General features: G+C 72.2%; 10 protein-coding genes. 6 read left to right on the forward strand and 4 right to left on the reverse strand.

What is annotated here, in order from left to right; translation table 11 throughout:
* Positions 1 to 5: 5 nt before the first annotated feature.
* Positions 6 to 671 carry a hypothetical protein gene (locus DFP85_RS02360; RefSeq protein ID WP_133634574.1) on the reverse strand — a complete coding sequence of 222 codons (666 nt, stop codon included), beginning with the start codon at positions 669 to 671 and terminating at the stop codon, positions 6 to 8.
* A gap of 172 nt (positions 672 to 843) precedes the next feature.
* Here DFP85_RS02360 and DFP85_RS02365 point away from each other — a divergent pair, with 172 nt between their 5' ends.
* The 3 genes from DFP85_RS02365 to DFP85_RS02375 all read left to right on the forward strand — a co-directional run bounded on the left by DFP85_RS02365 (position 844) and on the right by DFP85_RS02375 (position 4575).
* Positions 844 to 3123: a CehA/McbA family metallohydrolase gene (locus tag DFP85_RS02365; RefSeq protein WP_133634576.1), complete on the forward strand. Its 2280-nt coding sequence runs from the start codon at positions 844 to 846 to the stop codon at positions 3121 to 3123.
* Positions 3124 to 3201: 78 nt separating this feature from the next.
* A complete protein-coding gene (locus tag DFP85_RS02370) occupies positions 3202 to 3678 on the forward strand; it encodes a TspO/MBR family protein (protein WP_133634578.1) in 477 nt (158 codons plus the stop codon).
* 3 nt (positions 3679 to 3681) lie between these two features.
* Positions 3682 to 4575, forward strand: a complete 894-nt coding sequence (locus DFP85_RS02375; RefSeq protein WP_133634580.1) for an alpha/beta hydrolase — start codon at positions 3682 to 3684, stop codon at positions 4573 to 4575.
* A gap of 52 nt (positions 4576 to 4627) precedes the next feature.
* On the opposite strand, the gene DFP85_RS02380 is transcribed toward DFP85_RS02375, so the two are convergent.
* On the reverse strand, positions 4628 to 6994 hold the full coding sequence (locus DFP85_RS02380) for a putative inorganic carbon transporter subunit DabA (protein WP_133634582.1): 2367 nt from the start codon (positions 6992 to 6994) through the stop codon (positions 4628 to 4630).
* Positions 6991 to 8601, reverse strand: a complete 1611-nt coding sequence (locus tag DFP85_RS02385; protein ID WP_133634584.1) for an NADH-quinone oxidoreductase subunit L — start codon at positions 8599 to 8601, stop codon at positions 6991 to 6993. Before DFP85_RS02385 ends, DFP85_RS02380 begins: the two co-directional genes overlap by 4 nt.
* A 128-nt stretch (positions 8602 to 8729) precedes the next feature.
* Here DFP85_RS02385 and DFP85_RS02390 point away from each other — a divergent pair, with 128 nt between their 5' ends.
* On the forward strand, positions 8730 to 9629 hold the full coding sequence (locus DFP85_RS02390; protein WP_133634586.1) for a LysR family transcriptional regulator: 900 nt from the start codon (positions 8730 to 8732) through the stop codon (positions 9627 to 9629).
* Between the two features lie 66 nt (positions 9630 to 9695).
* On the opposite strand, the gene DFP85_RS02395 is transcribed toward DFP85_RS02390, so the two are convergent.
* On the reverse strand, positions 9696 to 10289 hold the full coding sequence (locus DFP85_RS02395; protein ID WP_133634588.1) for an SAM-dependent methyltransferase: 594 nt from the start codon (positions 10287 to 10289) through the stop codon (positions 9696 to 9698).
* A 124-nt stretch (positions 10290 to 10413) separates the two neighbouring features.
* Between DFP85_RS02395 and DFP85_RS02400 the strand changes: the two genes are divergently transcribed.
* Positions 10414 to 11376 (forward strand): DUF4349 domain-containing protein, encoded by a 963-nt coding sequence (locus DFP85_RS02400; protein ID WP_133634590.1) that lies wholly within the window; start codon positions 10414 to 10416, stop codon positions 11374 to 11376.
* Positions 11377 to 11503: 127 nt separating this feature from the next.
* Positions 11504 to 13414 (forward strand): LTA synthase family protein, encoded by a 1911-nt coding sequence (locus DFP85_RS02405; protein WP_133634591.1) that lies wholly within the window; start codon positions 11504 to 11506, stop codon positions 13412 to 13414.
* The last annotated feature ends 27 nt before the right edge of the window (positions 13415 to 13441 follow it).

A 13441-nucleotide genomic window follows, 5' to 3' on the forward strand; every position in this document is an offset into this window, starting at 1 on the left:
GCTCATCAGTAGCGCAGCGCCACCCCCAGCTGGTTCGGCCCCACCAGCCAGGCATACTCCCCCTCCAGGTGCACGTCGCCGAACGACACCGCCGCCGGCTGGAAGCGGTTCATTGCCGCCATGGCTTGCCCCGGCTGGGTGCGCAGCTGCAGCTCGCTGACCAGCATGCCGGTGGCGAAGTTGAGGGCGCCGTCGTCGGGGCGGTCGTCGCCCACGCCGATCACCAGCCCCGCCGCGGTGTTCACGGCGAGCGACCCCAGCCGTGCCTCCCAGCTGCGCCGCCGGCGCTCCTCCTCGGCCACCGCCTGCAGCAGTCGTCGGGCGCCTTCGATGTCGCTCGCCTCGCCCGTCTGGAGCGCCCGGTAGGCGGCGGGATGGGGCTGGCGGTCGAGCAGCATGCCGCCCAGCGCCAGCGCCGACTTCACCACGCCCACCCGGCCGTCAAAGCGCTCCTCGTCGTCACTCGCCTCGCTTGCCTGCCAGGCGCTGAACGCCAGGCTGCCGGCATAGACGGTGGTCCAGCCGGCCTGCCAGCGGTCGGCATGCTGGGCGCCCCGGGCCAGGGCATTCTCGTAGGCGCGGAATTCCACCTCGCCGGACTGGGCGAGCGCGGCGCCGGCCAGGCACAGCAGGCAGAGGGCGGCTAACGGCTGGCGCAAGCGGGGGGACATGGCGGGCTCCGGCAGTCGGGTGGCAAGACCCCCTTACTATAGCCGCCATCCGGCTCCCCTTGGCCAGGTGTTGCGCAGGGGCGATGGGTGTTTATTTGAATGATCAGTCAAAATAAATCATGCTGTTAAGGTCACGTTTTGATTACAAATTGCAATGCAAGGGAGATCTCCGATGACCCAGCGACTCAGCCGCCTGCTGCTGGCCGGCCTTCTGGTCGGTGCCTCCAGCGCCCACGCCGAGGTGAGCGTCACCCGTGGCGCCACCGCCATTCCCGACGGCGAGGCCCTGGCCGACGAGGACCTGACCATCGCCAACGACCGGCTGGCCTTCGCCATCGCCGTGGAGTCGCGGCCGCCCTGGGGCGTACCGCGTGGCACCCTGGTGGACCTGGCCGCCGTCAAGGAGGGTGAAGTCGATCTCGACCGTATCGCCTTCGCTGACTTCATTCCCGACAACTGGTCCGCCTGGCCCAACGACGGCAAGGAGGTGGAGGTCGTCGAGGATTCCGCCGAGCGCGCCGTGGTGCGCATCCGCCGCAACTGGGCCGATGCCTGGGTGACCACCACCTACACCCTGGAGGCCGGCAGCGACCGCATCCACCTCCAGACCGAGCTCGAGAACGCCGGCGACGAGGCGCTGGACGCCATCCGCTCCGGCTTCACCCTGTGGCCGGACACCGGCTACCTGTTCGGCGTGCCGGGCCTGGGCGACGCCAAGGAGACCACCGCCGAGGGGGCGCTCAGCGACCGCATGGTGGCCTACGACCGCGACTGGGTGTTCGCCCTGCACGCGCCCTACTTCGACCGCGTCAACTACGAAGGCCAGGACATGTACCTCGAGCATGACCTGGCACCCGGCGATTCGCGCACCTTCGAGGGCTGGCTGCAGGTGGTGCCGGACGGCGACCTGGCGCCGGTGGTGGCCGCCGAGGCCGAGCGTCGTGGCGAGGCCACCGGTCGGGTCGCCGGCAGCCTGCGCAATGACCAGGGCGAGGCGCCGCCGGATGGCCTGGTGATGATCGAGAAGGCGGGTCACCCCTACGCTTGGACGCTGGCCGAGGAGGGCGAGTTCGACATCGCGCTGCCCGAGGGCGAATACGCTGCCTATGCCACGGCCCTGGGGCATGCCAACAGCGAGCCCGTGACCCTAAAGGTCGGCGCGGACGGCGAGCAGGTCATCGACTTCGAGGGCCTGCAGGGCCCGGGTAGCCTGAGCCTGGACGTGCGCGACGCCGATTCCGGCGAGCCGCGCGATGCCCGCCTGGTGATCCTCGAGGGCCAGCAGCCGCCGGTGGAGTTCCTCGGCAAGCAGACCTTCTTCACCGAGCTGGAACCGGTGGGACAGGCCGAGCTCGAGCTGGCGCCGGGCGACTACCGGCTGAGTGTCGACGCCGGCGCGGGCTTCACCGCCGAGCAGCAGGAGCTCGCGGTGAGCCTGACGTCCGGCGAGACCGTGGAGGAAAGCCTGGAGATCGAACGGCTCGCCGAACCCAACGACCAGGATTGGTACGGCGGTGACCTGCACCACCACGCCAACATCCTGGAGGGCACCACGCCGCCGGAGATGGTGGTGCGCGCCCAACTGGCCACCGACCTCGACCTGACCTTCATCAGCGACCACGACTCCACGGTCAACCACGCGGAGTTCCTCGAGCTCTCCGAACGGCGCGGGGTCCCCTTCATCCCCTCCGTCGAGGTCTCGCCCTCCTGGGGTCACATCAACCCCTTCCCCATCGACCTGGGTGGCGAGCTCGAGGTGGATCCGGGAACCGACAGCGTGCAGGAGGTCCTCGCCGATGCGCGGCGCCTCAACGCCGAGGTGATCCCCCTGAACCACCCGTTCAACGACTACGGCTACCTGCGCAACCTGGCCGGTGACAGTGTGCCCGGCGGCTTCACGGCGGGCTTCGACCTGCTCGAGCTCAACGCCGAGGTCGACAACGCGCCGACCCGCGCCACGGCCCACAATCTCTGGGACCAGGGCACGCGCGTCTACTTCACCGCCGGCACCGACACCCATGATGCCTGGAACGACCTCACCGGCCGTATCCGCATGATGGCCCGGGTGCCCGGCGAGCTGACGCCGCGCGCCTTCGCCCGGGCGCTCAAGAACGGCCACGGCTACGCCACCCAGGGGCCGTTGCTCTATCCGCGCAACGGCCTGTTCGGTGATACGCTGCGCCTGACCGAGGGCGAGGCCTTCAGCTGGACGCTGGACGTGGAGGCCGTGGACGGCCTGGCCGAGGCCCGCCTGATCGGCCCCGGCGGCGAGGTGCTGGAGCGCGTCGCCCTCGACGGCCGCCAGGCCGAGCTGGCCCTGGCGCTGGACGAGGGGCTCGAGGGCTGGGTCGCCCTGGAGGTCGACGACCAGGATGGCGACACCGCCTGGAGCAACCCGCTGTGGGTCGAGCGGGAGGTGCCCGACGCCTTCATGGCGGCGCTTGACGACTGAGCCGTGCTCGGTAAGCTGCCAACAGTGATGGCCGCGCCCCATGGGGTGCGGCCTTTTACTTCTCCTTCAGGAGGCACCATGACCCCCACCCGCTCCCTGCTGGTGCTACTCGGCTGGCTGGCCCTGGTCGTGCTGACCGCGCTGAGCGGCATCGCCACCCCGCCCGGCGAGTGGTACGCGGGGCTGGCCAAGCCGCCGCTCACCCCGCCGAACCTGGCCTTTCCCATCGCCTGGAGCACGCTCTACCTGCTGATGGCGCTGGCTGCCTGGCGGGCGACGCTGGCGGCGTCGCCGGCGATGCGCCGGCACACCCTCTGGCCCTTCGTCGCCCAGCTCGCCGCCAACGCGCTCTGGTCGATCCTGTTCTTCGGCCTGCACTGGATGGGCCTGGCGCTGCTCGACCTGCTGCTGCTGTGGGGGCTGATCGTGCTCACCATCCGCCGCTTCGCCGCGGTCTCGCGCCTCGCCGCCTGGCTGCTCGCGCCCTACCTGGCCTGGGTCAGCTTCGCTGCCTACCTCAACGCCGCCACCTGGTGGCTCAATGGCGGCGGCTAGGCGATGACCGCGGAGCCGGCTTGGCTCTGGTGGGGCCTGCTGCCGGCGGGGCTGGCGCTGCTGCTGCACCTCTTCCATCGGCGGCTTAGGGTCAGCCTGGCCGCGCCGCGGGTGCCGATCGCGTGCTCCCTGGACGAGCACGGCGTGGCCGGGGAGAAGGTGACCATCCCCACCCGACGGGGCAGGCGGCTGGCGGGCTGGTGGCTGCCCGGCCAGGGTCGTGGCACGGTGGTGATCACCCACGGCTGGGGCGCCAACCGCGAGCTGATGCTGCCGCTCGCCAGGCCGCTGCAGGCGGCGGGCTGGAACGTGCTGCTGTTCGATGCACGCAACCATGGCGAGAGCGACGCCGACAGCTTCTCCTCCATGCCGCGCTTCGCCGAGGACACCGAGGCCGCCCTGGCCTGGCTGCGTGCCCGCCCGGGCATGGCCGATGCGCCGGTGGCGCTGCTCGGCCATTCGGTGGGGGCCGCGGTGGTGCTGCTGGCAGCCTCGCGACGCGACGACATCGCCGCCGTGGTCAGCCTCTCGGCTTTCGCCCACCCGGACGGGATGATGCGTCGCTGGCTGGCCGGTAAGCGGCTGCCGTTCGTCCCGCTGGGCTGGTACGTGCTGCGCTATGTGGAACACGTGATCGGCCACCGCTTCGACACCATCGCGCCCGTGACCACCCTGCCCAGGGTGCGCTGCCCGGTGCTGCTGGTGCACGGCCGTGACGACACGGTGATCCCGCCAAGCGATGCCGAACGGCTCCATGCCAGCCGCGGCAATACTCCGGCCGAGTTGCGCCTGCTGCCCGGCGATCACGACCTCAGCCGGCACATCGACGCCGAGATGCCCGAGCTGCTGGCCTTCCTCGAGAGGATTCGGGTCGAGGCCACGCCCCAGCCATCCTGAGCCGTGGCGTGTGGTACAGCCCCGCGGCGTTGGCCTGTTGCAGCGAGTGGCCTCATGGGATGCCCTGCCAACCGTCCGGCGTGTAGCGCTCAAGCCCCGCCTCGGTGAGGCGGCAGAGCCACAGCCAGCGGTGCTCCACCAGCCGGGCGACGTCGGGCTGGCGGGCCAGCACCCCCTCGATGCGCTCCCGGGGCGCGTCCACCACCACCGTCAGGCGCAGCGGCTCGTGGCGCCAGGCGTTGCCGTCGTGCAGCGACTGCCACGGCAGGCCGATGCGCAGCTGGGGCGAGTTGCCCTCGATCACCCCCAGATGGCCCCCCACCACCGAGTGCAGCAGCTTGTTGCCTGCCCCGTGGCGCTCGGGGTCGACCACGGAGGCGTAGTACTGCAGGTTGATCCAGTTCGCCACCAGCATGGGGGCGCTCATCAGCGCCTCCAGGGTGGCGCCGTCGGGGTCGCGCTCGGGGTGGTACTCGTGGAGGAATACCCGCCCCTCGAGGTCGCGGCCGCGGCTCGCTTCCCGCGGGGCCAGCAGCAGGGCGGCGTTGTTGGCCAGCCCCCACTCCGGGCGCGGCTGGGACCAGTCGCCACCGCGCCGGGCCAGGGCGGCCAGGCGTGCCGTGTCGTCCTCGGCGGCGACGTCCAGCGCCGCCGCGCGGGCCTCGCGGTTAGCCTGCCCAGCCTCTTCCAGCGCCTGTTCGAAGCGCTCGAGCAGGGGGGTGAGCGCCGCCGGCACCGCGTCGGTGTCGTGCAGGGTGACGCGGTCGGTGAGGGTGCAGTGGGTGGCGGCGAGCACATGGGTGCCCTCCGGCAGGCCGGCACCGCGGGCGGCCAGGCCATGGCGCACCTCGGGGTCGTTGAGCAGCCGCGCGGCCAGGCAGGCATTGAGCCCGCCGCCCTGGCCGCCGCAGGCGCCGCAGGTGAGGCCGGCGTGGTGCGGGTTGTTGTCGCTCGCCGAGTCGTGACCCACCAGCATCAGCAGCGGGGCGGCCTCGCCGCCCGGTGCCAGGGCATCGAGCAGCCCCCGGGCGAGCTCGACCCTTTCCGCCGTGGTCAGCGGCTCGCCGCCGACGGCGTGGAAGGGGCCCTCCAGGGGCGTCGGCGCGGGCGAGGCGGTGGGGCGCCGGCGGCTGTCCCGGATCAGCTTCCAGGCCCAGGCGAGGCCGGTGGTCTCCACCAGGGTGAAGGTGGAGAGCGCATGGTACTTGGCGTGGCGGACCCCCTGGCGGCTGGCCTCCCGGCGGTGGCGGCGGCGGTGCAGCGGGGCCAGCGGTGGCGCCTCGGCGGTACGGTAGCGTGGCACGAGAAGGCCGGGCAGGCGCGGCAGGTCGCGCTCCGGCCCGGCGCTCGAGTGGGTGATGGGCATGCCGAAGAAGCCCGCCACGCCCTGGGTGGCGACCTCCTCCCAGGCGGCCTCCAGGTGGCGCCGCAGCGGCTCGGAGCGCACGTCGATGCAGAAGGCCGCCTGCACGCTGGGTGCCGGGTGCGGTGCGGTAGGCGTGGCCAGGGTCGCCGCCAGGCGGCGCTGGTACCCGAGCTCCAGGGCGGCCTGCCAGCACCACAGGGCCTCGTGGTCGCGATCGGCAGGCGCCGGCGCCGCCTCCCACTGTGTCGCCCAGCGAGCACGCCGCGGCGCCTCCAGCTCGGCCAGCCCCAGCCACTCCCATGCCAGCAGGATCACCAGCAGCTGATCGATGCCGGCGTGGGCGGCGGCATGGGGGGTGTGCCAGGCCAGCCCCTGGCACCAGGAGGCCCAGCCATTGACCCGCAGCAGCAGGGCGTGGGCCAGCGCCTCCAGCGCCTCCGGTGGCAGCGCGAGCTCGTCGACGAGTCGCTCGCGGGCGGCCGAGGCGTCGTCAGGCAGCGTGGCCACCCGCCGACGCCGGGCGGCGCTCAGGCGCCGGTCGTGGCGGCATTGGGCGTGCCACCAGGCGTAGAGAGTCTCGTCCCGTGCGCCCTCCCAGCGCTGCTGGTGGTGGTCGAAGTAGCCGGCGCAGCACTCCGCCACCGCCTCGAAGGCGTTGTCGGTCGTCGGGGCGGTGTCCTCGCCGGCCAGTTCCCAGGCGCTCGCCAGTGGCCGCAGCGCGACCTCGGGGCGTGCCAGCTTCGCCAGCAGGGCGGCCTCGTCCAGCGGCGAGCCGCACAGGGTAATCGCCTCGCGCAGCTCCTCGTGGCGGATGCGCCCGCTCTCCCAGGCCTGGCGATAGGCCTCGGGGGCGAGGGTCAGGCGGCCCCCGCCGCGCCGGGCGAGCAGCGCCTCGGCCTGCTCGATGGGCAGGTCGCGCAGCCCCCACCAGGGGTTGACCGCGATCCAGCGGTCGAGCGGCCAGGTGGGGGCGATGCGCTCGGCGGCGCGGGCCAGCGCCCGGTGGTGCTCGGCGGCGACGCGCGGGGCGGCGGTAGCGGCGACGGCGGTCATGACACCTCTCCTCTGGCGGTGACGGTCCGGGACGGGCGGGTAAGCCGGGTGGGTTCGGGCAGGCGGTGGCGCATCAGGCGGTCGATGGCGCGCTCCAGCGGCAGGTGGGCGTAGAGGCCCTGGCGGAAGTGGATCCGCCAGCGCGCCACCGCGGGGTGCCGGGGCCACAGCGTGACCGCCAGGGCCAGGCCGACCAGCGCCAGCAGCAGCGCGGCGCCGAGCAGGCCGGCGGCCAGGGTCAGCGGGTCGGTGGCCCGCGGCAGGGCCGGCGCCACCAGGGCGTGGAGCAGCGCATAGAGCGGCACCAGGGCCAGCGCCAGGGCCGCGAGGGCGAGGCGCCGGGTGCGGCCCAGTCCCGCCGGCAGGCCCAGCAGCGCCCCGCCCACCGCCAGGGTCAGCAGTACGCCGAGCAGCGGGTTGTGGCTGACCAGGGCGGGCCAGGCCAGCAGCACGGCCCCCGCCACTGTGGCGGCGAGGCCGGCCGTCGCCAGGCGCTCGGACAGCGGGGCCAGCGGCAGCCGCGAGCAGCGCGCCGCGCGCACCGTGCGTCCGCAGGCGAGGAAGGAGTGGGCCTTGTAGAGGGAGTGGGCGAGCAGGTGCACCAGCGCCAGGGTGTAGGCGCCCAGGCCGATCTCCAGCAGCATGAAGCCCATCTGGGCGCAGGTGGACCAGGCCAGGGCGTGCTTGACCGAGGCCTGGGTGAGCATGGTCAGCACCGCGACGATGGCGGTGGTGCCGCCGATGGCGACCAGCAGCAGGTGGCCAAGGGTGAGGCCGTCGAACAGCGGGTAGAGGCGCAGCCAGACGTAGCCGCCGAGGTTGATCACCCCGGCGTGGAGCAGCGCCGAGACCGGGGTGGGGGCCTCCATCACCTTCATCAGCCAGCCGTGCAGCGGCAGCTGGGCGCACTTGCACAGCGCGGCCAGTGCCAGGGCCACGGAGGCCGCCGGCAGCGCCCACCCCTCGCCGGTCGAGGCCTCGGCGGCGGCCAGCAGCACCGGCAGCTCGAAGCTGCCGTAGTGGTGGAAGAGCAGGCCCACCGCGGCCAGCAGGGCGAGGTCGCCCAGGCGGCTGACGGCGAACTTCTGCCAGGCGGCGCGGCGCGCCTCGCGGCGCTCCGGGTAGAGGGTCAGCAGGTGGTGGAGGGCCAGGCTGACGCCGACCCAGGCCACCAGCATCACCAGCAGGTGGTGGGTGAACACCAGCAGCAGCACGCTGGCCAGCACCACCAGGCACCAGGGCAGGAAGCGGTCGCGCCCGCGATCGCCCTCCAGGTAGCCGTCGGCGAAGCGCAGCAGCACCACGCCAAGGAAGCTGATCAGCAGCGCCATCCACACCGCCAGGCCGTCGGGGTAGAGGCCCAGGGGCGCGGCGACCGCCGGCAGGCCGGTGGCAAGGCCGGCGGCATCGGCCACCAACAGGAGGCCGATCAGCGCGCTGGCGAGGAAGCTGCCGGCCATCAGCGCCTGGCCGAGGCGCCAGCCACGCCGCTGGCGGGCGGGGGTGGTCAGGCGGCTGGCCCAGCCGGCGAGCAACAGCAGCGCGACCGGCAGCGCCAGCCACACCGCCAGCGACGCATGGATCACCGCATCGAGCAGGGTCGTCATGGTAGGGCTCCTGTGGGAGAGGGGATGCCCGTACTATGCCGCCGGAGCCTTGTTGCAAAAAAATGGTTTATCTAGAAGGTATCGTTCGTTTAAAAAGAACGAGTCTCGCCACCGCCCGGAGCGCGGCCATGAAGCTCAACTACCACCACCTCTATCACTTCTGGCAGGTCGCCAAGTCGGGGCACCTGACCCGGACCGCCGAGGCGCTGCATGTCTCGCAGTCGGCGCTCTCCCACCAGATCCGCCAGCTGGAGGAGCGCCTGGGGCAGAAGCTGTTCCTGCGCGAGGGGCGCAAGCTGCGCCTCACCGAGGCGGGGCGTCTGGCGTTCGACCACGCCGACGCCATCTTCCGCCAGGGGGAGGAGCTCACCGCGCTGTTCGCCGAGGGCGGCCACGCCCATCGCGAGGTGATCCGGGTGGGGGCGGTGGCGACGCTGTCGCGCAACTTCCAGGAGGAGTTCCTGCGCCCGCTGCTCGACCGCGAGGACCTGGAACTGAGCCTGCAGAGCGGCGGGCTCGACGACCTGCTGCGGCGTCTCTCGGCCCACCGCCTGGACGTGGTGCTGGCCAACCAGTCGGTGCGCGGCGACGACCAGCACCCCTGGCGCTCCCAGCGCCTGGCGCGCCAGCCGGTGAGCATCATCGGGGCGACGCGCCTGGGCCCGCTGGCGCCCTTCCCCGAGGGGCTCGCCGGCCGCGGCCTGATCGTGCCCGGGCCGGAGAGCAGCGTGCGCCAGGCCTTCGACCGGCTCTGCGATCTCCACCGGCTGTCGCCGACGATCATCGCCGAGGTGGACGACATGGCCCTGATGCGCCTGCTGGCCCGCGACACCGGCCACCTGGCGGTGATGCCGCCGGTGGTGGTGCGCGACGAGCTGCGCGTCGGGAGCCTGAGCGACTTCGGCGCCCTGCCCGGGGTGTTCGAGGAGTTCTACGCCATCACCATCCGCCGGCGCTTCGAGTCGCCACTACTCAAGCGCCTGCTGAGCCAGCCCAGCGAGGCGCTACTGCCGGGCACGCGGGAGTGACTCGCCGCACCAGGATTTCGATGCCGGCCGGGCCTCGCCAGAACGCGCCCGTCGCGTGTTGGGCGCTCAGCGCTTGCGGGCGATGAACTGCACCACGGCGCCGAGGCCGGTATGGCCGCGGCCCTCGACCACCTGGCGGTCGAACTCGCGGCTCGAGAGGATCTCGAAGTCGGCGAAGGCCGCCTCCAGCTCCGCGGCCGTGGGGGTGCGGTCCGGGGTGTCGGGTCCGCCGGTATCCCGCGGCACCTGGGCCGGGGTATAGGCCTCCAGGATCAGGATCCCGCCGGGCTTCAGGGTGTGCGCCACCTGGCGGTGGAGGTGCGGGCGGCCCGCCTCGGGCACATGGCAGAAGATCGACACCACCGCGTCGAAGGCCTCGGCGTCGAAGGTGTGCTCGGTGAGGTCGGCGACCAGGGTCTCCAGGGGCACGCCCTCCCGCTCGGCCAGGCGGTCCGCCTTGCGCAGGCCGACCGCTGAGGCATCCACAGAGAGCACCCGATGGCCGAGCTTGGCCAGGTAGACGCCGTTGCGCCCCTCGCCATCGGCCAGGCACAGCACCTCCCGCGGCGGCTCGCCGATCAGCCCTACCTGCTCGCGCAGGAAGTCGTTGGGCTCGGTGCCGTAGACGTAGTCATCGGTGTCGTAGCGCTCATCCCACATGGCAATTCCTCGAACTTGGCTATGGATATAGCCATCGAGAATACCAAGGGGCGGGGGCCGCGTCTGCGGGAGGCCGGGGGTGCTACGCTTGAGGTTCCCGATTCGTCACGGATGACCGCCTGCCATGCCAGACCTGCCCCGTCCTTATCGCCTTCTCCTGCCGTTCCTGCTGCTGGCCGCCACCCTCGGCCTCGCCGGCTGCGACGGGCCCGCTCTCGACAACGCGCCACCGCGGCCGACCCCGCCGGAGGGCCGCTTCTCCGGCGAGGCCATGGTGCGCCAGGCCGATGTCGCCGGCGCTGCCCGACCGGCCGACGGGGCGGGCGAGGCACCCGACACCCGCATCGAGGAGCGCCGCGGCTACAACCTGCAGTTCGACGAGGCCGAGGCCTTGGTGGCCGCCTACCGGGAGACCCACGAGGCCTGCGTGGCGAGTGAGCACTGCCAGGTGGAGCAGGGGCGCCTGCAGACGCCGCGGCATGGCCTGGCCAGCGGTTACCTGGCCATGCGCGTGGCCCGCGACCAGGTGGAGAGCGCCGAGCCGGTGCGTCTGGTGGCCAAGTCGCCGGCGCTCAGCGGTGTGGAGGTCACCCGCCACGACCGCACCCAGCAGGTGATCGACACCGAGGCACGGCTGGCCCAGCAGGTGGTGCTGCGCGAGCGCCTCAAGGAGCTCGCCCAGGAGGGGCGGGGCTTCAGTGAGCGGCGCATCCAGGACCTGCTGCAGGTCGAGCGTGAGCTCGCGAGGGTGCAGGGCGAGATCGAGTCCATGCAGGGCCAGCAGCGCCACCTCGCCCGGGTCACCGACACGGTGGCGATCTCGGCCGACTTCCAGCAGCAGCGCTGGGTGGAGCCCCGCCAGCACGGCGTTCTCGCGCCGCTGTGGCGGGCGCTGGACCGCAGCGTGTCGCTGTTCTTCGAGTCGGTGGGCCAGGTGATCCTGGTGGTAGTCTTCCTCACCCCCTGGCTGGTGATCGGCCTGCCCGTGCTGTGGCTGCTCAGCCGGCTGTGGCGACCGCTGCGCCGCGCGCTCTCGCGTCTGGGCGAGATGCGGCGGGCGCGCAGGAGGGCGGCGCGCGAGGAGTAGGGGCGCCGGACCAGCGGGGCACCAGGGTGACTGCGCGCCACCGGGCCCTGTCCGGGCATCATGGCCGCAGGGCGGCATGCTAGAATCGACGCCTTGCATTTCATGAACGTAACATCGGACAGACATCGTGATACCACCCGCCCGACGCCCACGCCCCGGCCTCTTCCTCACCTGGCTGCGCTTCCTCGTGGTCCTCACCCTGATCACCGGGGGCCTTCGCCTGGTGTCGGATGCCGTGATGACGCCCGAAGGGCTCTGGCCCACCGCCTGGTGGTGGGGGCTGCGCTTCGACCTGGCCATCTCGGCCCTGCTGGCCGGCCTCACCACCCTGGTGCTGTGGCCGGCCTCCCGCCTGCTGAAACGACTGCCCCGTCGCGGCTGGCTGGTGCCCGCCGGGGTCATCCTGCTGTTTGCCCAGCTGGGCGACTGGCTCTACTGGCAGGAAACCGGACGCCATGTCGGCTACGAGGCGGCGGAGCTCGCCAACTCCGCCGGCAGCCTGGGGGGCATGCTCATCGCGCACTGGCCCTACCTGCTGGGCATCTTCATCCTGCTGGTCGCCATCGCGCGGGTTCCCGTCGCCGAGGCTCGCCTCAGGGTGCGCTTCGCGCCCGAGCTGGCCATGCTGGCGGTGATCATCGCCACGGTGCCGATCGTGCGAGGCGGCGTGAGCGGCGTGCCCCAGAGCCCCGACGACGCCCTGAGGCTGGGCAACCCCGAGGCCGCCACCGCCGCCCTCAACGGTGCCTACGCGGCGCTGCACGGCCTGCAGCGTGGCCAGAAGTACGCGCTGGAGCCCGTGCCGCTCGGCTGGATGCGTGACGACGAGGCTCGTTCGCGGGTGGATCGGCTCTATCCCGATGCGGCCCTGGCGAACGGCGAGCCCCGCCGGATGAACGTGGCCTTCGTGCTGCTGGAGAGCTGGGCCAGCGTCTTCATGGCGCCCCTCGACGACGGCCGCCCGGTGACGCCGCGCTTCGACGCCCTGGCCGAGCGCTCACTGCACAGCAAGGATCTCATCGCCGGCGGCCGGCGCACCACCGAGGGGATGTTCAGCCTGTTCTGCAGCTACCAGAACCCGCCAGGCCAGACCATCGCCCAGACCGACCTGGCCCGCCACGACTACGACTGCCTGCCTGAGCGCCTTGCCAAGGCCGGCTGGCAGACCGCCTTCTTCCAGGGGTCCCACGAGAACACCAGTGGCACCGGCGCCTTCGCTCAGGCGCTGGGCTTCCGGGAGAGCCTCGGCAAGGAGGACATCGAGCAGCGCCAGTGGCCCGAGAACTACTGGGGCGTCTACGACCGGGACCTCTATCGCTTCGTCCTGGAGCGCATGGGGGACATGCGCGAGCCCATGCTGGTCGGCATCAACACCAACACCACCCACGACACCCAGGTGCCGTCCGGCATGACCCCGCTGATCGACAGCGACTCACGTGCCGCGGGGATCCGCAACACCCTGCACATGGCCGACGAGGCGGTCGGCGACTTCGTCGAGGCCATCGAGTCCCGCGACTGGCAGCATCCCTGGCTGATCGTGCTGGTGTCCGACCATACCTCACGGGTGGAGGGCTCGATCCTCGAGCGCTCCCGGCTGCCGTTCCTCCTCTATGCGCCGGGCATCGTCGAGCCCGGCCGTCCCTCGCGCACCGGCCATCAACGCGATATCGCACCGACCCTGGCCGACCTGCTGGACCTGCCCCTTCCCGGCGCCATGGGTCACTCGCTGCTCGACCCGGCCGCGCCCCAGCTCGCCGAATACCATCAGGCGGGGACCCTGGGCTGGGTCATGGACGACCATGCGGTGGAGTTCTCGCTGCTCGACCCGAGCCGGCAGCGCTGTTTCGGCTGGCAGCCACCGTCAGCTCCGGGCCCCGAGCAACCGTGCGACGAGCGCGCCCGGCAGGGCGTGAAGGACGCCTATGCCCTGACCCAGCACGCCCAGCGGCACCTGTTCGATGGCACCACCGAGGCGCTTGCCCGCCAGGCTCGCCATCTCGATACCCGCCGCTCACTCGCCTCCGGTACCTCGCCATAGCCAGGCGACGCCAGGGCCCCCCATCCT

This window comes from Halomonas ventosae, assembly GCF_004363555.1.
Taxonomy (GTDB): domain Bacteria; phylum Pseudomonadota; class Gammaproteobacteria; order Pseudomonadales; family Halomonadaceae; genus Halomonas; species Halomonas ventosae.